The sequence below is a fragment of the Massilia sp. ST3 genome (assembly GCF_018119405.1).
GTDB lineage: Bacteria > Pseudomonadota > Gammaproteobacteria > Burkholderiales > Burkholderiaceae_D > Telluria.
The window spans coordinates 24,310-50,353 of the sequence record NZ_JAGPWC010000029.1 but is presented as its reverse complement, the minus strand read 5'-3'; the positions used below and the strand labels follow the sequence as shown (position 1 = coordinate 50,353).

24 protein-coding genes are annotated in these 26,044 nt (G+C 66.5%); 17 read left to right on the top strand and 7 right to left on the bottom strand.

Annotated features, from left to right (window positions below):
• The first annotated feature begins 111 nt into the window (after nucleotides 1-111).
• Nucleotides 112-1,098, top strand: coding sequence for an LLM class flavin-dependent oxidoreductase (locus tag KBW98_RS12160; protein WP_211520405.1), 987 nt, complete (start codon nucleotides 112-114; stop codon nucleotides 1,096-1,098).
• 119 nt (nucleotides 1,099-1,217) lie between these two features.
• Here the strand turns inward: KBW98_RS12160 and KBW98_RS12155 are convergent, their stop codons facing one another.
• Nucleotides 1,218-1,808: an isochorismatase family protein gene (locus KBW98_RS12155; protein WP_211520404.1), complete on the bottom strand. Its 591-nt coding sequence runs from the start codon at nucleotides 1,806-1,808 to the stop codon at nucleotides 1,218-1,220.
• 107 nt (nucleotides 1,809-1,915) lie between these two features.
• On the opposite strand from KBW98_RS12155, the gene KBW98_RS12150 reads away from it, so the two are divergent.
• Nucleotides 1,916-2,989: a serine hydrolase gene (locus KBW98_RS12150; RefSeq protein WP_211520403.1), complete on the top strand. Its 1,074-nt coding sequence runs from the start codon at nucleotides 1,916-1,918 to the stop codon at nucleotides 2,987-2,989.
• Nucleotides 2,990-3,120: 131 nt separating this feature from the next.
• Nucleotides 3,121-4,560: a hypothetical protein gene (locus KBW98_RS12145; protein WP_211520402.1), complete on the top strand. Its 1,440-nt coding sequence runs from the start codon at nucleotides 3,121-3,123 to the stop codon at nucleotides 4,558-4,560.
• 25 nt (nucleotides 4,561-4,585) lie between these two features.
• On the opposite strand, the gene KBW98_RS12140 is transcribed toward KBW98_RS12145, so the two are convergent.
• On the bottom strand, nucleotides 4,586-5,455 hold the full coding sequence (locus KBW98_RS12140; protein ID WP_211520401.1) for a PDZ domain-containing protein: 870 nt from the start codon (nucleotides 5,453-5,455) through the stop codon (nucleotides 4,586-4,588).
• Between the two features lie 189 nt (nucleotides 5,456-5,644).
• Here KBW98_RS12140 and KBW98_RS12135 point away from each other — a divergent pair, with 189 nt between their 5' ends.
• Nucleotides 5,645-6,457: a hypothetical protein gene (locus KBW98_RS12135; RefSeq protein ID WP_211520400.1), complete on the top strand. Its 813-nt coding sequence runs from the start codon at nucleotides 5,645-5,647 to the stop codon at nucleotides 6,455-6,457.
• Between the two features lie 44 nt (nucleotides 6,458-6,501).
• Here KBW98_RS12135 and KBW98_RS12130 read toward each other — a convergent pair whose 3' ends face one another.
• Nucleotides 6,502-9,288, bottom strand: a complete 2,787-nt coding sequence (locus KBW98_RS12130) for a pitrilysin family protein (RefSeq protein WP_211520399.1) — start codon at nucleotides 9,286-9,288, stop codon at nucleotides 6,502-6,504.
• A 243-nt stretch (nucleotides 9,289-9,531) separates the two neighbouring features.
• Nucleotides 9,532-10,692: a PQQ-dependent sugar dehydrogenase gene (locus KBW98_RS12125; protein ID WP_211520398.1), complete on the bottom strand. Its 1,161-nt coding sequence runs from the start codon at nucleotides 10,690-10,692 to the stop codon at nucleotides 9,532-9,534.
• A gap of 136 nt (nucleotides 10,693-10,828) precedes the next feature.
• Here KBW98_RS12125 and KBW98_RS12120 point away from each other — a divergent pair, with 136 nt between their 5' ends.
• From KBW98_RS12120 to KBW98_RS12075, 10 genes are all read left to right on the top strand, one after another.
• Nucleotides 10,829-11,368 (top strand): DUF882 domain-containing protein, encoded by a 540-nt coding sequence (locus tag KBW98_RS12120; protein ID WP_211520397.1) that lies wholly within the window; start codon nucleotides 10,829-10,831, stop codon nucleotides 11,366-11,368.
• 176 nt (nucleotides 11,369-11,544) lie between these two features.
• Nucleotides 11,545-12,201, top strand: a complete 657-nt coding sequence (locus KBW98_RS12115) for a hypothetical protein (protein ID WP_229429148.1) — start codon at nucleotides 11,545-11,547, stop codon at nucleotides 12,199-12,201.
• Nucleotides 12,198-12,497, top strand: a complete 300-nt coding sequence (locus tag KBW98_RS12110) for a hypothetical protein (RefSeq protein ID WP_211520395.1) — start codon at nucleotides 12,198-12,200, stop codon at nucleotides 12,495-12,497. The genes KBW98_RS12115 and KBW98_RS12110 overlap by 4 nt, the downstream gene beginning before the upstream one ends.
• 57 nt (nucleotides 12,498-12,554) lie before the next feature.
• Nucleotides 12,555-13,859: a M20/M25/M40 family metallo-hydrolase gene (locus KBW98_RS12105; protein ID WP_211520394.1), complete on the top strand. Its 1,305-nt coding sequence runs from the start codon at nucleotides 12,555-12,557 to the stop codon at nucleotides 13,857-13,859.
• A gap of 163 nt (nucleotides 13,860-14,022) precedes the next feature.
• Entirely contained in the window at nucleotides 14,023-15,489 is a 1,467-nt protein-coding gene (locus tag KBW98_RS12100; protein WP_229429147.1) for a sorbosone dehydrogenase family protein, read from the top strand.
• 15 nt (nucleotides 15,490-15,504) lie between these two features.
• Nucleotides 15,505-15,948, top strand: coding sequence for a thioesterase family protein (locus KBW98_RS12095; protein ID WP_211520393.1), 444 nt, complete (start codon nucleotides 15,505-15,507; stop codon nucleotides 15,946-15,948).
• 93 nt (nucleotides 15,949-16,041) lie between these two features.
• The gene (locus tag KBW98_RS12090; protein ID WP_211520392.1) at nucleotides 16,042-16,776 is read left to right on the top strand and encodes a PEP-CTERM sorting domain-containing protein; all 735 of its coding nucleotides are present in this window, start codon (nucleotides 16,042-16,044) and stop codon (nucleotides 16,774-16,776) included.
• 142 nt (nucleotides 16,777-16,918) lie between these two features.
• Entirely contained in the window at nucleotides 16,919-17,512 is a 594-nt protein-coding gene (locus KBW98_RS12085) for an RNA polymerase sigma factor (RefSeq protein ID WP_229429146.1), read from the top strand.
• A 17-nt stretch (nucleotides 17,513-17,529) separates the two neighbouring features.
• On the top strand, nucleotides 17,530-18,030 hold the full coding sequence (locus KBW98_RS12080; protein ID WP_229429145.1) for a hypothetical protein: 501 nt from the start codon (nucleotides 17,530-17,532) through the stop codon (nucleotides 18,028-18,030).
• Entirely contained in the window at nucleotides 18,027-19,163 is a 1,137-nt protein-coding gene (locus tag KBW98_RS12075) for a hypothetical protein (protein ID WP_229429144.1), read from the top strand. Before KBW98_RS12080 ends, KBW98_RS12075 begins: the two co-directional genes overlap by 4 nt.
• 174 nt (nucleotides 19,164-19,337) lie before the next feature.
• On the opposite strand, the gene KBW98_RS12070 is transcribed toward KBW98_RS12075, so the two are convergent.
• Complete coding sequence (locus tag KBW98_RS12070) at nucleotides 19,338-19,829, bottom strand: DUF3016 domain-containing protein (RefSeq protein WP_211520390.1); 492 nt, start codon at nucleotides 19,827-19,829, stop codon at nucleotides 19,338-19,340.
• Between the two features lie 146 nt (nucleotides 19,830-19,975).
• On the opposite strand from KBW98_RS12070, the gene KBW98_RS12065 reads away from it, so the two are divergent.
• Complete coding sequence (locus KBW98_RS12065) at nucleotides 19,976-20,758, top strand: DNA-formamidopyrimidine glycosylase family protein (RefSeq protein WP_373888934.1); 783 nt, start codon at nucleotides 19,976-19,978, stop codon at nucleotides 20,756-20,758.
• A 165-nt stretch (nucleotides 20,759-20,923) separates the two neighbouring features.
• Nucleotides 20,924-22,435, top strand: a complete 1,512-nt coding sequence (locus KBW98_RS12060) for an HD domain-containing phosphohydrolase (protein WP_211520388.1) — start codon at nucleotides 20,924-20,926, stop codon at nucleotides 22,433-22,435.
• Nucleotides 22,436-22,533: 98 nt separating this feature from the next.
• On the opposite strand, the gene KBW98_RS12055 is transcribed toward KBW98_RS12060, so the two are convergent.
• Together KBW98_RS12055 and KBW98_RS12050 are read right to left on the bottom strand one after the other, a co-directional pair.
• A complete protein-coding gene (locus tag KBW98_RS12055) occupies nucleotides 22,534-24,465 on the bottom strand; it encodes a GAF domain-containing sensor histidine kinase (protein WP_211520387.1) in 1,932 nt (643 codons plus the stop codon).
• Nucleotides 24,466-24,567: 102 nt separating this feature from the next.
• Nucleotides 24,568-25,068: a hypothetical protein gene (locus tag KBW98_RS12050; protein WP_211520386.1), complete on the bottom strand. Its 501-nt coding sequence runs from the start codon at nucleotides 25,066-25,068 to the stop codon at nucleotides 24,568-24,570.
• Between the two features lie 542 nt (nucleotides 25,069-25,610).
• Here KBW98_RS12050 and KBW98_RS12045 point away from each other — a divergent pair.
• Nucleotides 25,611-25,991, top strand: a complete 381-nt coding sequence (locus KBW98_RS12045) for a hypothetical protein (protein WP_211520385.1) — start codon at nucleotides 25,611-25,613, stop codon at nucleotides 25,989-25,991.
• Nucleotides 25,992-26,044: the final 53 nt, after the last annotated feature.

Sequence of the window (26,044 nt, the reverse complement as noted above, 5' to 3'; positions counted from 1 at the left end):
TCCATCATAAGGAGGGACCTGGCGAGGGTCAATCTTTACACCCTGACCATTCCTGCTCACAAAACCGGACCGCTGCGCACGCGAAAACAGGCATCGGCGTATCATCGCCCCATGATTCCTTTCTCGATCCTCGACCTTTCGCCCATCGCCGAAGGCAGCGATGCGGCCACTTCCTTCCACCGTTCGCTCGACCTCGCCCAGCATGGCGAGCGCTGGGGCTACCAGCGCTTCTGGCTGGCCGAGCACCATGGCATGCCGGGCATCGCCAGCGCCGCCACCTCCGTGCTGATCGGCTACGTGGCGGCCGGCACCGAGCGCATCCGGGTCGGTGCGGGCGGCATCATGCTGCCCAACCATTCGCCCCTGGTGATTGCCGAGCAGTTCGGCACCCTCGAGGCGCTGTTCCCGGGCCGTATCGACCTGGGCCTGGGCCGCGCGCCCGGCTCGGACTACGTCACGGCGCGCGCCCTGCGCCGCAACCTCGCCTCGGATGCCGACGAATTCCCGCAGGACGTGGTGGAACTGATGGACTATTTTGCCGGTTCGAACCGCCGTCCGGTGCGCGCGGTGCCTGGCGAGGGCCTGGACGTGCCGCTGTGGATCCTGGGCTCGAGCCTGTTCGGCGCCCAGCTGGCCGCCCAGCTCGGTTTGCCCTACGCCTTTGCCTCGCATTTTGCGCCGCAAATGATGCTGCAGGCGATCGAGCTGTACCGGGCCAATTTCCGTCCCTCGGCCAAGCTGGCCAAGCCGTATGTGATGCTGGGATTCAATGTGTTCGCCGCCGACAGCAATGAGGAGGCCCAGTTGCTCGCGACCTCGATGCAGCAGGCTTTCGTCAACCTCCGCAGCGGCCGTCCAGGCCGGCTCAAGCCGCCGAAGCCCGGCTATCTCGAGAGCCTGGAGCTGCCGGAACGCATGATGCTCGACAGCGTATTGTCCTGCTCGGCCATCGGTTCGCCGGCCGCGGTGAAGAAGCAACTGCAGGCCTTCATCGCCCGCACCCGGCCAGACGAGCTGATGATCACCTCGCAGATCTTCGACCACGCGGCGCGCCTGCGCTCGTTCGAGATCACGGCGGACATCCAACGCGCCGGCTGAGCTTAAGAGCGCCTAACAAAACCTTCAGGGCAAGGCGCGGAGTTCAACCCCTGCTCGCCGGATCTTGCGCGAAAACGGAGCCGGTAACTATCGCCGCGTGGACGGCAAAGCCGTCCACCCTACGCGTCTCCCGTTCCCGCCTGCAGCATGTCGATCAGGGTACGCGTCGAGCGCACCCTTCCCATGCGCGGGAAGATCGTGCGGCAGGCGAAGCCATGGGCGTCGGCATCGAAGCTGCTCATCGCATCCTCGGCGAACACAAGCGCGTAGCCGCGGTCGAAGGCGGCGCGCGCCGTCGATTCCACGCCAAAATTGGTGGCGATGCCGCCCAGCACCAGGGTCTTGATGCCGCGCCGCCGCAGCAACTGGTCGAGCTCGGTGCCGTAGAAAGCGCCCCACTGGCGCTTCGTGATCACGGTGTCCTGGGCGTCGACCCCGGCCGTCGGGGCCAGGCGCGAGGCGTCGGGCGGGGCCGCCGGCGCGCCCGGCGGACGCATCGGGGAGTCGGCCAGCGGCGCCGGCAGTTCGTTGACCAGCACGTGCACGTAGATCACCAGCGCGCCGCGCCCGCGCATTTCCTGGGCCAGCAGCACGCAGTTGCCGACCGTCTGCTCGGCGCTGTAGGGCGCCAGCTGGCGGCTGACGTTGCTGTTCTGCAGGTCGATCAGGACCAGCGCCGTGCGCGCCGGGTCGAGGGATGTGTCGTCCATGAGGTTCCTCCTGGCGGCAGTATTCACGATTCCGGCCCCTCCCGGCGCACGCGCCGTCTTTACGCCGGGCGTCCTACAATGCCACTTCGTCCAACCGACCTGGAGCCATGATGCGTCCCCGTCTGCTTGCCTCCCTGCTGCTCGCCGCCACCCTTGCACTGCTGTCCGGCTGCACCCTGTTCGCGACCGCCACCACCCAGCCCCTGATCGACAGGCAGCTGCCCGCCCACTACAGCGGCGTGGCCGCCGTGCGCAAGGACGCGGCCTCGCCGCTGGTGGTCAGCGCGCGCGGCCAGGCGCTGCGCGAGGAGTCGCAGCCGAACACCAAGGACACGCGCTTCATGATCGGCTCCTCCACCAAGTGGATCACCGCCGTGACGGTGCTGCGCCTGGCCGACATGGGCAAGCTCGACCTGGACGCGCCGATCGCGCGCCACCTGCCGGAACTGCCGGCCCCGAACGGCGCCGTCACCCTGCGCCAGCTGCTGGCGCACCGCAGCGGCATCCCGAACGGCCTGGCCGAGGCGATGCGCAAGGACAGCAAGGTCGAGGCCCTGGAGATCGGTCCCGAGGAAGCTGCGCTGCGCTTCGGCACCGGCGCCCCGGCCTTCGCGCCGGGCGAGCGCTTCGAGTACTCGGGCACCAATTTCATCCTGGCCGCGGCCGTGGTCGAGCGGGTGATGAAGAAGCCGTTCACCGAAGTGGTGGAGGAACTGGTGTTCGCGCCCGCCGGGGTGCGCGACACCAGCTTCGCGGCCACCGGCTACGAGGACGCGGTCGGCATGGCGGTAGGCTACGGCGCCGACGGCAAGCGCAAGTCGCCGCCCGCCGCCCCCATGCTGGCCGCCAACGGCACCGTCTACAGCACCGCGCGCGACCTGGTCGACCTGATGGACGCCGTGTACAAGAACAAGCTGCTGTCGGAACGCGCCCTGCGCGAACTGTCGACGGTGCACGACCCGGCCGAGCACTACGCCCTGGGCGGACGCGTGCAGCCGCTCACGACGAACAAAGGCGCCCGTTCCCTGGCCTGGGAAGCGGGCGCCTTCGGCGGCTACAAGAGCCTGATCGCCTACGACCCGGCGGACGGCCGGGCCGTGGTGCTGCTGAATAACGCGGACATGCCGCAGGACGAGCTGGCGGCCATCGTCACCGCGCTGTTCCAGGCCATGGACAAATAATCTGCTTGATGAGGGAAGAAGATATCGTCGCACCAGCGCCGAAATCTGTTGTATTTTTTGCTTACATATTGCTGTTGAGAAGCGGTATGGCAAAATTACAGCCGCTTTCCTTTAGTCAATAAAATACTGCTATGTCCAGAACCGGTTTCAAAGGTTTAAAAAACGTTTTCATCCCGTTCGCTGCGGTGCTTCTCTCCGCGTGTGCGAGCGCACCTCCGCCAAGCCGCTATCTCACGGCGGAAGAGTCGGCGGCGCTCATCTTGCAGAAGGCCGGTTCTACCCGAGCATCCGTTCCTCTCTACACGGCATATGAGACGCTAGAGGAAATGGAGTCCGAAAATCAGCCGTTCGGCTGTAATGCCGAATATAAGTTTCTACGGGTGAGTTACCTGGAACTGCGCCCACTCGCCGGCAACGAGTTCGAAGGCCGCCGGATCGATGTAACCTCCTGCGCTGACAACAACTATACGGAGTCTCCGCTCCGCGGCCGTTTTGACAAAAACCACGTCTATCTATTCTATCCGGCCGCGCAAAATTCACCATTGGTGCAATATTCGTTCGCCGGCCATTCCTTACGCTTCGATGGTGTATACAGAATGAGGAGCGGCGTAGCGGAATTTACACCGTCCAGCGACGGCAAGACCGTCGACGGAACCAGATTCAAGCTAAGCCTCTATGTTCCTGCCGCTCCCCGCCCTGAGCGCTCCTCGGAGCTCAAGGCGATAGCACAGGACTACAGCACGATCGCCTCCGCCCGGGTCGCTGAGCGCGATGCCAGGAGGGCGGAGGAGCGGCGCGAGGAGCAGCGCCAGGCCGCCGCCGTGTTCAATGCATTCGTCGGCACCTTCGCATCCGAAATGGCCAAAACCAATGCCGACATAGAGCGAGGCAACGCCAATCTTGCGCGCGCGAGCGCCGCGCTGAACGAGGAACGCCAACGGCAGGCCCGCCTGGACCGTCTAGAGGAGGAAACACGCAAGCGCATTGCCAGCCAGGGAATCGCCGGCCAGTCCACCGGTAGCGCCGCGCGCCAGGCACGACCTTCCGGACAGCCCTCTGCGACCCTGGCACAGGCGAACACGTCAGCCCAGCAGCGTAACACGGCGGCCGAGCAGGCCGCAGCACAGAAGCAGCGCGACGACGCCGCACGGGAAAGCAAGCGCAAGACCGAGGCCGCCGCTCGCGAACGCGAGGAAGAGCGGCGCCGGCAGGTGGCGGAAGCGGAGGAACAGCGCCGCCGCCAGAAGGCGGAAGCGGACCAACGGGCGCGCGAGCAGGAAGTGGCCAACTACCTGGAGCGCATGCGCGCCGGCATCCGCCTAGCGGCCAAGTCCTGCGGCAAGGACGACATCCGTATCAACGGCAACAGGCCGGGCGGTAAAAAGGTGCTGGAACTCGTCGATGTCCACTACGTGGGCCATTGCCCGGGCCAGGTCCGCTTCACCGGAGAGCTGCGCAATTACATCGGCGACGGCTTGTCCTGCGTGGGTTCGGACATGCGGTCCATCGACCTCCCCTGCAAGCCCGAGGAAGCGCGCTTCGTTGTCGAGCGCGTGACCCGTACGAACTAGAACCGGCGCTGCGCAGGCCGGAGCCTTATTCTCCAGCCTGCACGTCCTCGACGGTAATGCGGGCTTCTTCGGGCCGGCAGGGCAGATCGAGCGGACGCATGTCCGAGTTGGCGCACGATAGGCCGTCGCCGACATAGCCGTGGATGGTGCCCGTGACGCTCGCTTTGCCCGGACAGGCCGCGCGATAGGAAACGTTCACCCGTTCCAGCACGCGGCCATCGGCCGGCAGCGTGCCGCCAATCCGGACATCGTCCTTGCCGCAGGATTTCGCCATCAGGCGCATGGATTTGCGTAACTTGCCCAGGTAAGCGGACGCATCCGGCGCGCCCGGCCGTTTCCTCGCCCCGCCAGGAACGCTCGCCGCCGGGGCGGCCTGGACCGGTGGATGCATCAGGACGGCGCCGGGCGCGACGGGTACGACCGGCGCCGGCAGCGCCTCGGCCATTGCCGGCTCGGCTTCGGCCTCGGACTGGGGCCCCCGGGCGACAGCGGCCTTGGGGGTTTCCCCGCCAACCCAGACCGTCGTAAACATCCCTTTGCGGTAAATGGTGAGCGGGATCCTGATATCCGGTGTGCCAAGTACATCGCTGACGATACGGACTTTTGTCGTGGGCGTACTCGAGACCTTGGTGATCAAGTCGTTGGCAAGCAAGCCAAGACGCGCCGCTTCGCTGCCCGGTACCACCTCGCTGATCAGGACTCCCTCAGCGCAGACGCCGGCATGGCATCCCTTGACCGGTGAAGGATACAGCTTGACGCCGAAGACCGCCTCCGCGCCGGGGGGCTGGAATGCGGCACCGGGAGCGGCGACGGTAGCAAGAATCGATGCGGAAATAGCTGAGAGAAAAATACGGGACATAGGTTTGGAAAAGAAAAGATGATGCAAGCGGCTCATCGCGGCGTGGCGGCCATAAACCGTCGCGGGAAATGCATTTCCCCGGTAGACTGGCAATGCGTTTTTGACAACCCGAGGCGAATGATGACGATACCTCAGGCACGACCGGGAAACCAGAGCTTGTGCAAATTAACAACTTCTGCGCGACACCGCCCTGCTTCTGGCCAGGCTGGATGCGCACCCAGCCGCTTGGCGAACTTCCGTCCTCTCCTCGCCCGGGCTTGCGTGCTTTGGGCCATCATGGGCGCGGCCAGCGCCAACCAGTATCTGGTGTTCTCGACGGGCCACGAGCCGGTACAGGGGCGCGCCTGTCCCGAACGCCGCATCAGCATGACCGAGCATGCGACGGAGGAAGACGCCAGGACAGCGGCGAAACAGCTGCGCGCGCAAACGCAACTGACAGACCTGAACATCGATCTGCTGCCGCCAGGGCGCTACAGCATCGTCTACAGCTATCTTGGCAAATCCGCGATGTACGAGCGCTGCCAGTTCACGAAGTATGCGACCGTGACCGGAGACGACGAGGCCGACGCCAGGCGGCGCCTGGCGGCCCAGGTGGCCGAGTTCCGCAGCGCCTTCCTGGGTGAACCCGAAGTGCTGCGTACCTGGACCGGTGGCTACCTGCGCCGCACGAGCCAGACCGTCGACGGCGTGGAGATCCGGTACCGCATGTCCGGTACGGGCGATGCGGCGACCGTGCATGCCCAGGTTCTCAACCGCCGCACCGACAAGACCGCGCTGGTCGGGTTCCACGTCAATGGCGCGATGCAGCCACGCGTCGTCGATCTCGCGCCGGGACAATCAGCGAACATTCCGCTGGGACGCAATGTCCGCGAGTTCGGCAGCGCCGTGCAGCTGGTCGAGCCGGATACGTCCGCGCCCGGCCCGCGGGAGGTATTGATGAAAATGCTGCGCGACGCCGTGCGCGAGCACGTGGAAGTGAAGCGGATCCCCTCGCCATCCGGCAATGGGACGACGCCCGTATTCGGCGTTCGGGGTTAAGCGCCACCGTCCCGCTCACGGCCGTGCGAGACGGTGGCGTCGGCTCAATTCGCTGCTGCGCCGCTTACGGGATTGCCGTCCACGTCGATCTTGCGCACCTCGCCCAGGTTCAGGGCGCGGATGCCTGACTCGACCTTGCTCATGTCGCCGACCACCACCCACACCAGGCGTTCCGGCGTGAAGCTGCGCGCCGCCAGGGCGTTCGCCTGGGCCGGCGTGAGCGACAGCGCCTTCTCCGTGAAGGTGTTGTAGTAGTCCTCGGGCAGGCCGTACTGCAGGATGGTCGAGTAGGCCCCGGCCAGCTGGCCCGCGGTCTCGAAGCGGCCCGGCAGGCCCAGGGTGTTGTTGTCCAGCGCATCCTTCAGCTCCGCCGGCGCGATCGGCTTGCCGCCGGCGATGTCGCGGTACTCGCGCACCAGTTCCTTGAGCGCGTCCGGGGTCTTGTCGGTCTGCACCGGCGAGACGCTCATGAAGGGACGCTGGCCGATCGCCGCGTACAGCGAGCTGCGCACCCCGTAGGACCAGTGCTTGTCCTCGCGCAGGTTCATGTTGATGCGCGAGCTGAAGGTGCCGCCAAAGACGTCGTTGACCATCTCCAGCGGGACTGACTCGGGGCTGTTGCGCGGCGGGGCCAGCTGCGCGCCGACGATCACGCTCTGCAGCGCGCCCGGACGGTCGACCAGGTAGACCAGGGACTTTTCCGGCGCCGCGACCGGCGCGATCACCTTCTTCGGCACCTCGCCGGCCTTCCAGCCACCGAACTGCTTCTCCAGCAGCGGCTTGATCTCGGCCAGGGTGGTGTCGCCCACCACCAGCAGGGTGGCGTTGTTCGGCTTGAACCAGGTGGCGTGGTACTTCGCCAGGTCGGCGCGGGTCATGCGCTTGACCGCGTCCTCGGTGCCGCTGCCGGTAAAGGGGTGGGCGTAGACGTGGTCCTTGCCGTACAGGAGGCCGGGGAGCACGCGCATCGCGGTCGCCTGCGGGCTGGCCTTCTCGCGCGCGATCGCGGCCAGGCGGTCCTGCTGCAGGCGCGCAAACTCCTTCTGCGGGAAGGCCGGATGCAGGATCAGGTCGGCGTACAGGTCGAGCGCGCGCGGCATGGTGGCCTTGAGCGTGTTCATGGTGACGAACGCGCCGTCCAGGTTGGTGCCGGTGCCGAAGCTGGCGCCCAGTCCTTCGAGTTCCTCGCCGATCTGCAGCGACTGGCGGGTGGGCGTGCCTTCTTCGAGCATGCGCAGCGCCAGGCTGGCCACGCCTGGCATGTCTTTGGCGTCCGAGGCGAAGCCGCTGTCGACCAGCAGCTGCAGGTTGACCACCGGCGCTTCATGGCGCTCGGCCAGCACCACCTTCAGGCCGTTCGACAGGGTGGTCTTCTGCATCGGCGGCAGCTTGAGCGACATCGGCTTGCCCGGCAGCGGTTCCTTGCTGCGGTCCAGGGTCGAGGCGGCGGCGGCCAGGCCGGTCGGGTAAGGGTCGATCTGCAGCACGAAGTCGCCGTCGGTGAGCCATTCGTTCATGGCCTTCCTGACGGACGCCGGGGTGGCGTCCTTGATGCGCTGCAGGTAGACCTTGTAGCAGTCCGGATTGCCGGTGTAGGTCTGGCACGATGCCAGCAGGTCGCTCTTGCCGCCGAAGCCGCCGACGCGCTCGATCATGCGCGTGTAGTTGGCCAGGATCGCGGTCTTGGCCAGGCGCAGTTCGGACTCCGTCGGACCGTTCTTCAGCATGGCGCGCAGTTCCTCGTCGGCTGCTTGCTCCATCTTCTTCACGTCCGCGCCCGGCCTGGCGGTGAGCGTCATGTCGAACTGGCCGCCGATCTCGGACGAGGAATCGCTGGCGGACGCACTGGTGGCCAGCTGGTCCTTGTACACCAGGCGCTTGTACAGGCGCGAGGTCTTGCCGCCGCCCAGGATGTGGGCCGCCAGGTCGAGCTGGACTTCCTCCGGCGTATGCGCGCCCGGCACGTTCCAGGTGCGGTAGATGCGCGTCTGCGGCACCCGGTCCTGGGCCTGGGTGCGATGGGAACCGGTGCGCTTGGCGATCCAGGCCTCGTGCTTGGCCAGCGGCGGTCCCGGCGGGATGGCGCCGTAGTACTGCTCCACCTTGCGCCGCGCTTCCTCGGGCGTGATGTCGCCCGACAGCACCAGCACCGTGTTGTTGGGGCCGTAGTTGGACTTGAACCAGTCGCGCACGTCCGTCATCGAGGCCGCGTCCAGGTCTTCCATCTTGCCGATCACGGTCCAGGAATACGGGTGGCCGACCGGATAGGTATTCGTCACCAGCAGTTCGTAGGCGATGCCGTAGGGCTGGTTCTCGCGCTGGCGCTTCTCGTTCTGCACCACGCCGCGCTGCAGGTCGAGCTTCTTCTGGTCGACCGTTCCCAGCAGGTGACCCATGCGGTCGCTCTCGGCGAACAGTGCATAGTCGAGCATCGAGGTCGGCACGTTCTGGAAATAATTGGTGCGGTCGGTGTTGGTGGTGCCGTTCAGGTCGGTCGCCCCGATGCGCTCCATCGCGTTCAGGTAGGTCTTGTTGAAGTTGTCGCTGCCGCTGAACATCAGGTGCTCGAACAGGTGGGCGAAGCCGGTCTTGCCGGGTTTTTCGTTCTTCGAGCCCACGTGGTACCAGGTGTTGACCGCGACCACCGGGGTCTTGTGATCCTCGTGGACCAGCACCGTCAGCCCGTTCTTGAGCGTGAACTTGGTGTAGGGGATGTGCGGGATCGGGATGTCCGGGGCGGCTGCCGGCTTGGCCGGCGCGGCCTGGGCGCCGCCGAGGGCCAATGCCAGGGCTGCTGCCAGCGGAATACTGCGACGAAGGGTGACTGCCATTGATGCTCCTCCAAAGGGAAGGACAAGGGAAGGATCGCCGGCACGGCGGGTGGCGGCGGCTTCGGCATTCTAGGCAGGTTTTGGATTTGCAAGAAGGAAAAAAGCGTCTCGAGACAGACTCCATGCGCTATGCATCGTAGGGTGGACGGGGTCAACGCCCGTGCGCCGACCCATGCGCGACAACGGAGCCGCCAACCATACCGCGTGGACGGCGGAGCCGTCCACCCTACGAATCAGCGCCGCTTATTGCGGCACGATGCGCAACAGCTTGCCCTTCGCCTCGTCGGTCAAGGCATACAGGTAGCCGTCCAACCCCTGGCGCACGTCGCGCACGCGCTTGCCGATATCGAGCTTTTCCTGCTTCAGTACCTTGCCCTGGGCGTCGAGCGCCACGCGGCGGATGTCCTGGCCGGCCAGGCTGCCGCTGAACAGGCTGCCCTGCCATTGCGGGAAGGCCTTGCCGGTGTAGACCACCAGGCCCGAGGGCGCCGGCGAAGGCACCCACACCACCAGCGGCTGCACCATGCCCGGCACCACCTTCATGCCGACCGGCTCGCGCGTCTTGTAGTCCAGGCCGTAGCTCTGCAGCGGCCAGCCATAGTTCTTGCCGCCCTCGACCAGGTTGATCTCGTCGCCGCCGCGCGGGCCGTGCTCGCTGGCCCAGACCCGGCCCGAGACCGGATCGACCGCCAGGCCCTGGACGTTGCGGTGGCCATAGCTCCAGATTTCCGGCAACGCCCCTTGCTTGCTGGCCAGCGGATTGCCCGGCGCCGGCTTGCCCTCGGCCGTCAGGCGCAGGATCGAACCGTGGTGGCTGCCCAGGTTCTGGGCCTGCTCGCGCGCCAGCATGCTGCCCACGCGCTGGGGCGGATTGCCGCCGTCGCCAATGCTCATCAGGAGCGTGCCGTCCTTCATCCAGGCCAGGCGCGAGCCGAAGTGCTGGCCGCCGCTCTTGCCCGGCGTCACGCTGAACAGGGTGCGCAGGCCATGCACGCGCTTGCCGTCGAAGATGCCCTGCACCAGCACGGTCCGGTTCTCGCTGTCGCTGCCGCTCGCCATTGTCAGGTAAATGCGCGGGTTGGCCTTGTCGGCCGGGTGCACCGAGATGTCGAGCAGGCCACCCTGGCCGCCCGTGAACAGCTGCGGCAGGCCTTCGATCGGGATCGCCTGGCGCGCCTTGCCGCTGACCAGGTGCAGCGTGCCTTCCTTGCCCGTTACCAGGATGCGGCCGTCCGGCAGCCAGGCCATGCTCCAGGGCTGGGGCAGGTCCTCCGCCACGGTTTCCGTCTTCCAGCCCCTGGCGGCGGGAGGCTGGTCGACCGGCGCGACCTCTTGCGCGGCCGCGGCGCCGGCAAAGGCGCCGGCGGTGAGTGCAATGATTGTCAGGCGTTTAATACTCGGCATGAATTTATCTCCCAGGATTGGTCAAATCGTTAACTTAGTCGCCAATTAGCCGCATTTTGCTTCATTTTGTCTGCACGTTCCGCACAACCGGCGTATGATTGACGCTTCAGTGAACACAGCGTAAGGATCTCCGACGATGATGCAACGCCGCGCTTTCCTCAAAAGTTCCCTCCTCCTCGCAGCACCCACCCTCAGCATCCCAGCACTTGCCAAAACCGCATCGGCCATTCCCGGCGAACGAACCCTGCGCCTGTATAACACGCACACCGGCGAAAAGCTGAGCAGCGTGTTCTGGGCCGAAGGCCAATTCATTCCGGATGCGCTGAAGGACATCAACAAGGTCCTGCGCGATCACCGCAACAACCAGGTTGCCGAGATGGACCCGCAGCTGCTGCTGCTGCTCGACCAGGTGAACGACAAGCTCGGCAACGGCAAGGAACTGCACATCATCTCGGGCTACCGCTCGCCGGAGTCGAACGCCAAGCTGCACGCCAACAGCAATGGCGTGGCCAAGCGCAGCATGCACATGGACGGCAAAGCCATCGACATCCGCCTGCCCGGCAAGGACCTGAAGATGCTGCACAAGGCCGCGATGTCGCTCAAGGGCGGCGGCGTCGGCTACTACCCCGACTCGCAGTTCGTGCACATGGACACGGGCCGGGTCCGCTACTGGTAAGCACGATGGCGCGGAACCCGCTCCGCGTCGCTCTCCTGGGGCTGGCCGTCCTGGCCAGTCTCCTGTCTTTCCCTGCTTCCGCGTTCGCGGAACAAGCCCGGCAACACGCCAGCACCGTCACCGTCAGGTCCACCCGCGACCCGGTCGACAAATCCTACCGGAAAATGATACGTGGCATGGAGCGTTTCGAGCGCGAGCGTGCGCTGGCGCCGCAGGCCACCCTGCGCTTCCAGTTGCTGCCGCGCTCGCGTACGGTCGACATGCGCGGCATCACCCTGCGCATCGCCGGCGACAGCCTCAGTGTGCCCGTGCCGGTCGGCGAGGACAATACCTTCGTCCTGCCGCGCATCGACGCCGCCCTGCGCGAAGACGCTGCCGTATTGGCCAACCGCAAGACCACCAGCATGACCTGGCGCGCGCTGATCCAGTCGCCGGGCGTGCCCGCAGGCAAGCGGCGCCTCGGCGACCTGCGTCTCGAGTGCCTGGTCGGCAAGGAAGCGGGACTGGTGTCGAACAGCTCTCCCCTGTTCGGCTGGATCGCCGGCGTCCTCGATACGCCCGAAGGCGTGTGCAACAGCCCGGACGGCAACTATCTGTTCTTCACCGAGCGGCCCGTCTTCGGCGTCACCCTGCGCGCCGGCGAGCGCGTCGAAACCCTGCCCTTCCGCATGCTGTATGCCGGCGGCGAGCAGACGCCGGCCGAGCTCGAATACTGCGATTGCCAGGTGATGCTGGACCGCACGTATTACGTGCCCTTGTGGGACCGGTCCTGGCCCGACGATACCTTGGTCGAATTCGAATACATGACGGCGCCGCCGCAGGAGTCGCCATGAAGGCGCGCCTGTTCGCCTGCGCCCTGTTGCTGACCGGATGCGCCAGCCAGCCGGTTCCGCCCGGAACCCAGGCCCCTCTGGAACGCCTGCAGCAAGGCGTCGTGCCCGGCCGCACCACCAAGGCCGAGCTGATCGCCGCCTTCGGCCCGACCCGCAGCGTGCGCTTCGACAGCGGCTACGAGGCCTGGGTCTACCAGTCGCCCGACGGCGGTGGACGCTATGCCGAGTTCGTCATCCTGCTCGACCCGTCCGGCGTCGTCAGCAAGACCCGCAGCCGCGCGCCCGCCCTACCCTGACTCGCGGCGTTCGTTCGTAGTAAAGTTGCATACTCTCATTCCTGACCAGGAAGCGATATGCACCGCAAGCTCGTCTTTACGCTGGCGCTGGCCGCCGCATGCTCCATGGTTCCGGCACAAGCCGCGGCGCTCACGCCCACCGAACAGCGCATCGTCGCCGAAGTGCGCGCCTGGTCCGGGGACGCCATTGCGCTGCTCGAGCGCAGCGCGCGCATCAACAGCGGCACCATGAACCTGCCCGGCGTGCGCGCGGTGGGTGCCGTGTTCGCCCGGGAATTCGAGGCCCTGGGCTTTCGCACCGCCTGGCTCGACATGCCGCCCGCCATGCGGCGCGCCGGCCACCTGGTGGCGGTGCGCGACGGCAAGCGCGGCAAGCGCCTGCTGCTGCTCGGCCATCTCGACACCGTGTTCGAGGCCGATGCGCCCGGCCCGCTGTGGGAACGCGACGGCGCCGCCGACGACGCGCGCGGCCAGGGCGTAGGCGACATGAAAGGCGGCAACGTGGTCGTGGTCGCGGCCCTGCGCGCCCTGCAGCGTGCCGGCGCGCTCGACGATACGCGCATCACCGTCATGTTCACCGGCGACGAGGAAGACGCGGGCGAGCCGCGCTCGGTCTCGCGCCGCGACATGGTCGAGCTGGCCAAACGCAGCGACATCGCCCTCGGTTTCGAAGGCACGGTCACCGACGGGGGCCAGGCCACCGCCACCGTCGGACGCCGCGCCACCGCTTCCTTCGACCTGGAGGTCAAGGCGCGCCAGGGCCATTCGCAGGGCGTGTTCGGTCCCGGCGGCTACGGCGCCGTCTACGAGGCGGCGCGCATCCTGGACAGCTTCCGGCGCGAGGTGGTCGAACCGGGCCTGAGCTTCAATCCGGGCGTGATCCTGGGCGGCACCATGGTGGCCTACGACGAAGCCAAGGGCGGCGGCACGGCGGCAGGCAAGACCAACGTCATCGCCAACACCGTGACGGTGAAGAGCGACCTGCGCTACCTCGACTATGCGCAGCGCGACCGCGCCCAGGCCAGGATGCGCGCGATCGTGGCCCAGAGCCTGCCGGGCGCCAGCGCCACCATCACTTTCCGCGACTCCTATCCACCGATGGCGGTTACACCGGGCAACCTCAAGCTGCTGGACGTCTACTCCCAGGCCAGCAGCGATGCCGGGCTGGGAACGATCGCGGCCCTGCCCGCCACCGCACGCGGCGCCGGCGACATCCAGTTTGTCGCGCCCTATATCGACAGCCTGGACGGCCTGGGCGCGAGCGGCAGCGGCGCCCACTCGCCGGCCGAGCGGGTCGAACTGGCCTCGATCGAGCGCGCCGCGATCCGCACCGCGCTGCTGATCTACCGACTGACCCGCTGATCGCCCGGCCGGGATTTGGTGCCCGGCTCCGGCTCGACGCGCATCAAACGGCGGCAGGCTGGCAGGCCGCTACACTGACACGCACGGTTCGCTGCTCCAATGGCGAAGCAGCGGTATTCGCTGCACAATGGTGCCAGCGAATTCTTCGGTCACGGAGGCGGACATGCTGCTCGAACGCGCGCGGATGTGGGGACTGCTCTTGATGGCGATGCTGGCTGCCCTGCTGGCCGGCTGCGGCGGGGGCGGCGGCAGCCCCGGCACCACCGGTCCCGTGACCCCGCGGGCGGCCACGACCGGTTCGCTGACGGTGACCGCGACCGGCCTGCCGGCCGCCGTGAACGCCTCGATGCGTGTCACCGGGCCCAACAATTTCCTGCAAGACCTAACCCAAACGCAAACCCTGACCGGCCTGGCGCCGGGCAGCTACAACGTGGCGGCCACGGCGGTCACCAGCGGCGCCACCACCTACACGCCGGCGCCCGCCTCGCAGAGCGCCGTGGTAAGCGCCGGCGCCACCGCCGGCGCCACCGTGGCCTACGGCAGCGCCACGCTCACGCTGGCCTTGAGCACCGTCGCCGCCAACCTCGCCAACCCGACCTGGCTGGCCGCGCCGCCGGGCGACGCGCGCCTGTTCGTGCTCGAGCGCGCGGGACGGGTGCGCATCATCCAGAACGGGGCGGTCCTCGCCACGCCCTTCCTCGATATCAGCGCGCGCGTGCTGACGGCCGGCGAAGGCGGCCTGCTGTCGCTCGCCTTCGATCCCCAGTTCGCGCGCAACGGCTACTTCTACCTGTACTACACCGATCCGCAGCGCAATATCGTGGTCGAACGCTTCACGGCCTCTTCCAATCCCAACCTGGCCGACCCCACCTCCGGCTTGCCCATCATCAGTATTCCGCATCCGAACTTCACCAACCATTTCGGCGGCCAGGTGGCCTTCGGGCCGGACGGCTACCTGTATCTGGGGCCGGGTGACGGCGGCGGCGCCGGCGATCCGGGAGGCAATGCCCAGAACCTGAACTCGCTGCTGGGCAAGCTGCTGCGCATCGACGTTTCAAGCGCCGTTCCCGCCGAGAGCTACGCCATCCCGGCAGGCAATCCGTTCGCCGGCACGAGCGGACGGCGCCCCGAAATCTGGGCCTACGGCCTGCGCAACCCCTGGCGCTTCGCTTTCGACGGCAACCAGCTCTACGTGGCCGACGTGGGCCAGGACCGGCGCGAGGAGGTCAACCTCAGCGACGCCCGCCAGGGCGGGCTCAACTATGGCTGGAACGTCATGGAAGGCACCCTGTGCTACAACGCCGCCAGCTGCAGCCAGGCCGGCCTTATCTTGCCCGCCTTCGAATACGACCACGGCAGCAACGACGCCAACGGCTGCTCGATCACGGGCGGCTTCGTGTACCGCGGCCGCGCCCTGCCCGAGCTGGCCGGGCGCTATTTCTATTCCGACTACTGCAAGGGTTTCCTGAAGAGCTTTTTCGCCAGCGCCAGCGGCATCGTCGAGCAGCGTGAGTGGAGCATCCCGGACATCGGCCAGGTCGTATCCTTCGGCCAGGATGCCGAAGGCGAGCTCTACCTGGTGGCGTCCAGCGGGACCATCTACAAAATTGGACGGAATGGCGCCCCGTAGAGTTAGAATTAAGAAATGGCACGCTTACAACTCAACTTCCCCGAAGACCAGTTTTATTATTCGACGCCGCTGACCGTGAGGGTTACCGACGTCAACGCCGCCAACCACTTGGGCAACGACTCGATGATCTCGATGATCTCCGAGGCGCGGGCCCGCTTCCTGTTCGAATTCGGCGTCGCCGAAACCGAGCGCGACGGCACCGGCATCATCGTCACCGACCTGGCCACTACCTACCGCGCCGAAGCCCATGCCCGTGACGAGCTGCTGTTCGAAGTCGGCGTCATGGACTTCAATAAATACGGCGGCGACATCATCTTCCGCGTCAGCCGTCCGCGCGACCGTACCCTGATCGCCATGGCCAAGTCCGGCTTCGTCTTCTTCAACTACAAGACCAGCCAGGTCATGGCCATGCCGGAGGAATTCCGCGGCAAGTTCGAACGGGTCAACTGGGTCGACTGATACGCCCTGGAGGCATGCGCCGTGCATTGACAGGGCAATCTTGCAGTGTTGCAATAGTGCCTTTACGGCTCTGCAAGGGCAAGCTTCCCGACCATGACACTCCTCCGTACATTGTGCACCGCGGGCCTGGCCTGCCTGCTGGCCGCCAGCGCCCAGGGCGCGGTCCTCACCTACCGCTACACCGCGACCATCGATGCCATCGTCGAAAAGGACATCCAGACCGGGAACTACCTGGCGCCGGCGGAGAGCGCCTACGCCGGTCCCCTGATCCGGGTCGGCGACGTGGTCACCGGCATCCTGCGCTACAACACGGCGGCGCCGCTGGCCGCTTACCAGCCCGATCCGGAGCCCCGCCTGCGCACCACGATCTACGACGGCGCGCAGTATGACTTCATGTCCTTCACCGTCGGCGGCGCCACCTTCAGCTTCGATGCCGGTCCGGAAGCGCCCTGGTCCGGCACCAGCTACGTGAGAAATGCGGACGGACTGCCGGACAATCCCGCGTATGACGTCTTCGAACGCATCATGGTGCGCCAGGATGGGGGCGTCCGCGCTACCGGCCACTTGTCGCTGGGCGACGTGGACGGCACCGCGCTCGAGGACGGCGCGATGCCGGGGCGGCTCGATCCGGCCCTGTTCGAGCTCAAGAGCCTGTTCGCCTCCTTCAGCCGCGCGGCCGACGACGGCTTCATGGTTTTCGACAGCACGATCTCCTCGTTTGAACGCGTCGACGCCCAGGTGCCGGAGCCCGGCGTCCTGCTGCTGCTCGCGGCCGGTGCGGGCGGCCTGTTCGCCGCGCGCCGCCGCCGGTCCGCACCCCAGGCCTGATCTCCACCAGTCCCCGCGCCGGCCGCGCCTGCGGCCGGCCCTCCCGCCTGCCGGCGTCGTCTTTTTTCCCGACTTCCCTTCTTTCTAAAAGAAGTTGGAACTTTTCCGCCCCTACGGCGGAATAAGGGTAAAGATGACCGCCATGACCACGACCTCCGACCCATCCGACACCGAGCTGCTGCGCCAGATGCATGCTGGAACGGCCGCCGCCTTCGCGGCGCTGTACCGGCGGCACCAGGGTCCGCTGTACCGCTTCGCCCTGCTGCGCTGCGGCTCCGGCGACACCGCCGCCGACGTGGTCCAGGAAGCCTTCATGGCGCTGATGACGGGCCGCCTGGCCTTCGATCCGCTGCGCGGCCAGCTGCAGCACTTCCTGTTCGGGGTGGCGCGCAACCTGATCCTCAAGCTCGAGGAGCCGCGCCGGCGCCAGGTGTCGCTGGCCGAGCCGGACGAGGATGGCGAGCTGGAACTCGACGAAGCGAGCGACGCGCAGGAGCCCCTGGGCCGCCTGCTGGAGAACGAAGCGGCCGAACAGGTACGCCGTGCGCTGGCCCTGCTGCCGCCGCACTACCGCGATCCGGTCATCCTGTACGAACTGCACGAGCTGTCCTACCAGGAGATCGCCGTGATCTGCCAGGTCGACCTCGGCACGGTGCGCTCGCGCCTGGCGCGCGGACGCGCGGCGCTCGCCAAGCGCCTGCGGGCGCTGCACCCGGCCGCCCATGCGGCGGCCTGAAAGGAAGGAATACGAACATGATCGACGACAAGGACACCACGCACCCGACGCCGGATCCGCTGCTGGAACAGCATGTGGGCGCCCTGCGCGCCGAACTGGCCGGCATGAACGCCCCGCGCTGCGTCGAGAAGGAACTGATGCAGGCCTTCGCGCGCCAGTTCCCCCGCAAGCGCCGCTGGTACCAGCGGCTGTCCCTGCCCCAGTGGGGAACGGCCGGCGCGCTGTGCTCGCTGACCGCGGTGGCGGCCCTGCTGGCGCTGTCGCCGCACCGCGCCGTCACCGTCGGCACGCCGGTGGTGGGCATCGACAAGGGCGCCGCCTTCATCGCCATCGAGTCGCTCGAACGGATCGAGCAGGAGCCGGATACCCGGGTCGTCGAAGCCGAGCTGCCGCGCACCGCGCTGGCCTCGCTGGGCATGCCGGTCGACGCCGCCAACGCTTCCGACACGGTGCGCGCCGAAATGCTGCTGGCCGCCGACGGCCAGCCCCTGGCGGTGCGCCTGAGCGACAGCGAATGAACATACGTTTCGAACACGCCAATCTACTTACCGAGGAAGTCATGATGACCAAGAAGATCCTGATCGCAGCACTGCTGGCCTGCGCCTTCGCCCCCGCCCTGGCCGAGGAGCTGGAGCAGGCCGAGGAGCGCGCCGAAGGCGTCGAGCGCCGCATCGTCACCCGTCTGGGCGGCATGGAAGAGATGCACATGCTCGATACCCTGCCGATGATGTCCGGCGCCATCCTGCCGCTGCACGGCGGGCGCGTGGTCAAGAACGCTCCCTACAGCGCGCTGTCGGTGTCCGAGCGCATCCAGCATCTGGCCGACGGCAACCAGATCGTCCACAAGAGCAGCGCGATGAACTACCGCGACAGCGCCGGCCGCACCCGCACCGAGGTCCGCGACGACAAGGGCGAGGTACGGGTCGTGACCATCGTCGATCCGGTCGAGGGTGCGCGCTATGTGCTGCGTCCGAAGAACAAGACCGCCACCAAGGTCGGCGCCCCGGGCGACATCGCCCGCGCGGCGGCGGAACAGGCGCGCGCCGCCGCGGACCAGGCGCGCGTGGCCGCCGACCGCGCGCGCGCCTCCGGCGAGCACGCGAGGATGGCGGCCGAACGGGCCCGCGAGCGCATCGAGCAGCTGCGCAAGGAAGGCAAGCTGCCGGAAGGCGGACGCTTCATCGTCAAGGAAGTCGAGCGCAGCGGCGAGCACAAGGACGTGCGCATCCGCATCGCCCAGCCGGCGGTGGACGCCGCGGACGCCACGCGCGCGATGTCGGTGCAGCTCGGACCGATGATCGCGGGCGCGATCGGCGACGCCCGCTGGTCGGCCAAGGCCAGCAGCCGCGACCTGGGCACGCGCGAGTTCTCGGGCGTGAAGGCCCAGGGCCACCAGCGCAGCTACGAGATCCCTGCGGGCGAGATCGGCAACCGCAACCCGATCACGGTCTCGAGCGAGACCTGGACCTCGCCGGACCTGCAGATGCTGGTCTACCACAAGCGCAGCGACCCGCGCAGCGGCGAGATGGTGTACCGCCTGGAAGACCTGAAACGCGAAGAGCCGGCCGCGGCGCTGTTCACGGTGCCGTCCGACTACACGGTGCGCGATGCGATGGCGCCGAGGCGCACGGCGGTCAAGAAAGGCGAATAAGCCTTCCCAACACCCGTAGGGTCGGCAGGTCTCCTGCCGACGCGTTCTAGCGGCTGCAATGAGCCCCATGCGTTTTTTCATGCGACAGTTGAACGCGTCGGCGGCGGAGCCGCCAACCCTACGACGAAAAAACGGCGCCCCGCGGGGCGCCGTTCTCGTTCATGCGCGCAGCCTTCAGCCAGGCCGCTTCTGCACGATGGTCTTGGCGAACCACTCGTCGATCATGCGCTTCTCGTAGCGCAGCGGCTCGCTGTCCCAGTGCCGGTTGATGCGCTGCAGGTAGCTCATGTCGGCAAGCTTGGCGTCGCCGCTCTTGAGCACCTGGCCGTTCTCGGTCAGGGTGTAGCGCAAGGTGATGATCGGCCAGTCCGCCATGCCCTTGAGCACGCGCAGGTCGCGCGCCGCGCGGGAATTCGGGTACTCGCGGCCCGCCAGGTCGATGTCGGTCACCTCGAGGGCCAGGTCCTGCCCCTGTGGCAGGGACTTGCCCAGCTTGGTGAAATAGTCCGTCAGCTCGCGCAGCACGTCCTCGCGTTCCCACGGCGCGAACGGCAGGTCGGAGAATTTGTCAGGCTCGATGTACTTCACGGTGACACCCGCCGATGCGGCGCCCGCGCCCAGCGCGAGCAGCCCTCCCAGGGCCAGGTTGCGTATCAGGGCTTTCATGGTCTTACCTCTCTCGGTTGTCCTCGCTGTTGCCGGTGCTTATACCACTGCTGTCACGATCAAATATACGCCGTTTGCGCGTCCGCGGCTGTCTGGAAGCGTCGAAGTTTTGTATCGAAATGTTAGGCCCCGCACACGGCTTTTCGATGCGCTTGGCGACAATGGACCCAAGGAGGTCAACCGTGCCGGAAGGTCCATCACTCTACTTGCTGAAAGAGCAAACCGCGCGCTTCGTCGGGCAGGACATCGTGCGCGCCGACGGCAACACCTGGGCCATCGACACCGCGCGCCTGGCTGGCCAGCCCATCCTGGCTATCCACACCTGGGGCAAGCACCTCTTGATCGAAACGCCGGCCATGGTCCTGCGCATCCACTTCCTCCTGTTCGGCACCTACCGCATCGACGAAGGGCGGGACAAGCCGCCCCGGCTGTCGCTGGAAATGCAGGATGGCGGCGTGATGAACTTCTACGCCTGCTCGGTCAAGGAGATCGACCGCGACACCTTCGCCGCCTACGATTTCAGCGCCGACGTGATGTCGGCCCAGTGGGATCCCAAGAAGGCGCGCAAGAAGCTGCGCGCCCGCCCCGATCTGCTGGCCTGCGACGCCCTGCTCGACCAGGAGATCTTCTCGGGCGTGGGCAACATCATCAAGAACGAGGTCCTGTTCCGCATCCGCCTCCATCCCCTTTCCACGATGGGCGCCCTGCCGCCGGCCAAGCTGCGCCAGCTCGTCGACGAGGCGCGCCAGTACAGCTTCGACTTCCTGGAATGGAAGCGCCAGTTCGTGCTCAAGCAGCATTGGCAAGCCCATGCCCAGCGCACCTGCCCGCGCTGCCACATCCCCTTCCATAAAGCCAAGCTGGGCCAATCCAACCGGCGCAGCTTCTGGTGTGAACGTTGCCAAAAACGCTACGGCGACGCGGAATAAAACGCCCGTTTATTCGTCCCGCATCTGTATGTGACATCTTTCCCCAACAGTTTTAATATTGCCTGTTGTTAAGGATCATGAGCCATACTACAATCAAGTTGACTATCGCTATTTTCCCTTTTAGCAAGCGCTTTTAACTCGACAACCCGATATCGGAACACGTTTATGTCCTTCCTCTCTTCCGCCGCGCCCAAGCTGGCACCCTGGAAAGTGTTGCTGGTCGACGACGAGCCCGATATCCATGACATCACCAAGCTGACCCTGTCGCGCTTCCGCCTGGACGGCCGTGCGCTGTCCTTCGTGCACGCCTACAGCGGCGCCGAAGCGAAGGAAGTGCTGGCGCGCGAGAAGGACATCGCCCTGGTGTTCCTGGACGTGGTGATGGAGCGCGAGGACAGCGGCCTGGAAGTGGCGCGCTGGATGCGCCAGGAGCTGGATAACCAGTTTACCCGCATCGTGCTGCGCACCGGCCAGCCGGGCCAGGCCCCGGAAGAGCGCGTGATCGTCGACTACGACATCAACGACTACAAGGAAAAGACCGAGCTCGATCGCACCAAGCTGTTCACCACCACCTTCGCCGCCCTGCGCGCCTACCGCGACATCATGAAGGTCGAGGAAGCGCGCCGCGTGCAGCACAGCTATCGCGAAGGCCTGGAGCGCGTGATCGCGGCCTCGAGCCACCTGTTCCGCCAGCGCAGCCTGAAGGACTTCGCCAACGGCCTGCTGCAGCAGGTGGTGGCGCTGCTGCGCCTGGAACAGAGCATGCTGCTGCGCCTGAAGGGCGCCAGCGTGATCACGGGCGAGAGCCAGTACGAAGTGCTGGCCCAGATCGGCGACCTTGGCGGCGAGGAGATCGGCCCGGAACTGGTGGCCCAGCTCGACGACGCGCGCCACAACCGCATCTCGCGCCTGCACGGCGACACCTATGTCGGCTACTTCCCCAACGCCAGCGGCAAGGCCTCGCTGCTGGTGCTCAAGGGTGTGGAAGAGATCTCCGAGATCGACGCCCAGCTGCTGGAAGTCTTCTGCTCGGGCGTGACGATCGCCTTCGACAACATCCTGCTGAACCAGGAAATCACCGATACCCAGGCCGAACTGATCCTGCGCCTCGGCGACGTGGTGGAGTCGCGCTCCAACGAGGCGGGCAACCACGTGCGCCGCATGTCCCAGGTCTGCCACCTGCTGGCGCAAGCCTCCGGCATGCCGGACGAGGAAACCGCGGTGCTGATGCACGCCGCGCCGATGCACGACGTGGGCAAGATCGCGACCCCGGACGCGGTACTGCTCAAGCCGGGCCGCCTGAACGACGAAGAATGGGAAATCATGCGCCAGCACCCGACGGTGGGCCTGCAGATCCTGGACGGCTCCTCGCGTCCGATCCTGAAGGCGGCCGCGGTGATCGCGCATCAGCACCACGAGAAGTTCGACGGCACCGGCTATCCGCAAGGCTTGAAGGGCGAGCACATCCACCCGTATGCGCGCATCGTGGCCGTGGCCGACGTCTTCGACGCCCTGAGCCACAAGCGCTGCTACAAGGACGCCTGGCCGGCCGAAAAGGTCACCGAGCACCTGCGCGAGGTGGCGGGGCATCACCTCGATCCGTATTACGTCGACCTGCTCATCAAGAACATGGACAAGGCGATCGAGATCAACAAGAACTGGCCGGACGCGGACTGAGTCCGTCAGCGTCGCCGCTGCTTCGCCTTTCACCACAAGCTTTAGTACCGTCATCCCGGCGAAGGCCGGGATGACGTTTTGAGGGTGCGGGCTGACGGTTAGGCCGCCACCTTCTCCTTGCGCTGCGACCGCGGGAACTTCAGGTGATACCGCAGCCCCTCCCCCGGCGCGCTCTCCACCCGCACCGTCCCGCCCAGCGCCCCCGTCACCAGGTTGTACAGGATATGCGCCCCCAGCCCGCTGCCGCCGGCGCCGCGCTTGGTGGTGAAGAAGGGATCGAACAGCTTGTCCAGGGTCTCGGCATCCATCCCCCCCCCGTCGTCCGCGTAGTCGAAGCTCACCATGTCGTCTTCCACCACGGCGCGGATCGCGATCGTGCCCGCCTGCTCGCGCTCGAAGCCGTGCACCAGCGAATTGACCACCATGTTGGTGACGATCTGCGACACCGCGCCCGGGAAGCTGTCCAGCACCAGGTCCCTGGGGCAGTCCAGCTCCACCTTCACCGGCCGGCCCTTGAGCTTGGGCTGCAGCGACAGCAGCACCTCGTTCAGGTAATTGTGCAGGTTGAAGCTGCGGATGTCGTCCGAGGACTGGTCCACCGCCACCTGCTTGAAGCTGCGCACCAGGGCTGCCGCACGCTGGGTGTTGGTGGTCATGATGCGCAGCGACTGGTCGACGATGTCGAGGAAGGCGTTCAGGCTGTCCTCGGTCATCTCGCCCGCCGCCAGTTCCTCGCGCGTGAGCTTGAGTTCCTGCACCAGGTGGCTGGTGGCGGTCACGCAGATCCCCAGCGGGGTGTTGATCTCGTGCGCCACGCCGGCTACCAGGCGCCCCAGCGAGGCCAGTTTTTCCTGGCGCACCAGCTCGGTCTGGGCTTCGACCAGGGCCGTGTTCTGCTCCTCCAGGCGTTCCTTGGCCTTGCGCATGGCGCGGTCCGCCTGCATGCGCGCGATCGCCACCGCCACGTGGCTGGCCATGAAGGCCAGCAGGTCGAGGTCGGCCTTGGTGTAGACGATGGCCGGGTCATAGCTCTGCACCACCAGCACCCCATAGGGCTGCTCGTGCACCAGCATCGGCGCGCCCATCCAGCTCGCGATCTCGGTATTGCCCAGGGGCTCCTTGACCAAGCCGCTCGCCACCAGGCGGCGGAAGCTGCCCGCGTCGTGCAGCTGGGCTTGCTTGCTCGACAGCACATAGGAACACATTGCCTTGCCGAAGGGGAAACGCTTGAGCGGCGCCTCGCTGTCCTTCTGGTCAACGAAATAGGGAATGCTGATTTCCTGGGTGTCCGGGTGGAACAGGCCGATCAGGAAGTTCTCGGCCACCATCAGCTCGCCGATGATGCGGTGCAGGCTGGCGCTCAGGACCTCGGTGTCGAGGGCCTGGGCCGACAGGCTGGCGATCTGGTACAGCGCGTGCTGCACCTGCTCGGCGCGGCGCCGTTCGGCCACCTCGACCGCCAGTGCGGCGGTGCGCTCCTGCACCGCGCGTTCCAGCCGGTCCATGCTCTGCAGGCCCTGCAGCGCGTTCGAGACGTGGTTGGCGATCTGGGTGAACAGCGCCTGGTCTTCCTCGCTGTAGGTGACGCCCTTGGTATAGCTCTGGATCACCATGGCGCCCAGCGCCTGCTGGTGCTGGTCCAGCAACGGCGCGCCCATCCAGTGCTCGGCGGCGCTGCCCTGCCCCCACTTGATGCCGTTGCTTTCGGCCATTGCGAAGTCGTCGGCCGTGATGGTCAGGCCCTTGCGGTTCACCAGCACCCAGGCGGTGGGCGATTCGTCCGGCGCGGCCAGGGTGATGTGCTCGAAGGCGTCCGGCGTCTCGTCTTCCTCGTCGACGAAGTAGACGAAGCGCACCGACCCGTCTTCCTGGTCCGACAAGGCCACATAGAAATTAGCCGCATACATGATGCGGCCCAGCGCGCGGTGCACCGCGGCGATGAACTCGACGATGTCGCTGCAACTGGTCGACAGTTGCCCGATCTCGAGCAGCATCGACTGGACCCGTTCCAGCCGGTCAAGACGTTCCATTGCTTCCCCATGTAATTAATGATGCTTAGGGGAAATAGTACCAGTTTGGGCCGCGCCGGAGGAGTCCGGCGGCCCGCGCTGTGGCTTATTGCAGACTGCGCCTCAAGCGCGCGGGGCGCGGAAGCCGCTTTCGATCCAGGCCTCGGCCGACGCCGGCGTCAGCTTGAAGCTGGCCGGCACGCGCACCTTCGCCACTTGCTCGCCCATCTCGTCGGTGGCGGCCAACATGCCGTAGGGGTCGTCGTCGTCCGGCACGATGTCCAGGGTCACCTTGAGCTCGCCCTGTCCGGTCGAGACCACGGTGCTCTTGTGCAAGATCGCGTGCAGGTGCTGCTCGTGGCGGCGGATCACTTCCGATGCCGTCTTGACCAGGGTGTTGAAGGCGTTGACGTCGAGCGGCTTGGGATTCTTCTTGTCGCGGCCCATGGTCCAGGGGCCGACCAGGGCCGGTTCCGGCTCGCCATCCTTGAACATCGCCACGGCCCAGCCTTCGTCGTCCTCGTTCTTGATGACACGCGCCGTCCAGCCGTTACCTTGCCACAGGCGGGCCTCCTGGATGGGGCCGCCATCTTCGGCGTCGTGATCGTGGATGTCGTCGTTCATTTGTCGGTTTCCTTCGGTGGGCCGCAGCCCAAAGCCGAGATCATAGAGGAAACCGGCAAAGCCCGCTGCGCACGGGCGCGCTGCTAGCGGGCGACGCGCGGGCAGCGCCAGTCCGGCCCGCGTGGCGGGCGTACCGGCGGACCGGGCGGCACCGGCCGCGGATCGATGGCCGGGGAAGGTGTGTGCCGATTGAAGGGGTTGATGATGATCGGCGGTATGGTAGGCGGCGCCGATGGCGGGCCTTTGGGGCCGCTGTTGGCCAGTACCGGAAGCGGTTCAGCCAGGTGGTCCCGGATTCCATGAAACACAGCGTGCATAGGATCCCCCTGTCACAGAGCAGGCTGTCAGTATAGGAAACATTCAAGGCATTGCAAGGAAAAATCCGGCCTGCCCAAGGGCAAAACCGCCTGTCGCGTGCGCCGGCCGTTTGGCCCGCAAAAATTGCGTTTTGTCGCATTCCGATGGCCCGTCCCGGCGCACGCGCCTACATTGGCACCATGCAAAGCGATAACGCGATGACCAACAACCTGAAGAGGACCGCCATGAAAAAGTACGCCCCCTACCTGCTGATCGCCCTGTTTGCCCTGCTGCTCTGGGACATGCTTGACGCCGGCATGCACCTGAACATCGATGGCGAGGAATTCGACGGTCCCTTCGGCTCCCTGCTGGGCCTGATGCTGGCGGGCGGCGGCGCCCTGCTGGGCCTGCTCGTCACGCTGGTGGTCGGCGTGGTGCTGGCGGTGGTCTTCGCCGGCGTCGGCGTGATCCTGCTCGGCGCCCTCGGCCTCGGCGCGGTATCGCTGGCGGTGCTGGTCTCGCCGCTGCTGCTGCCCCTGCTGCTGCCGCTGGCCCTGGTCTGGTACCTGGTGAGCCGCTCGCGCAAGGCGCGCCTGGCGAAACCTGTCGTCCCCGCAGCCGCCTGATTCCCGCTTCACTCCTCCTTCATGGCCGGGTTCATCCCGGCCTTTTTCTTGGG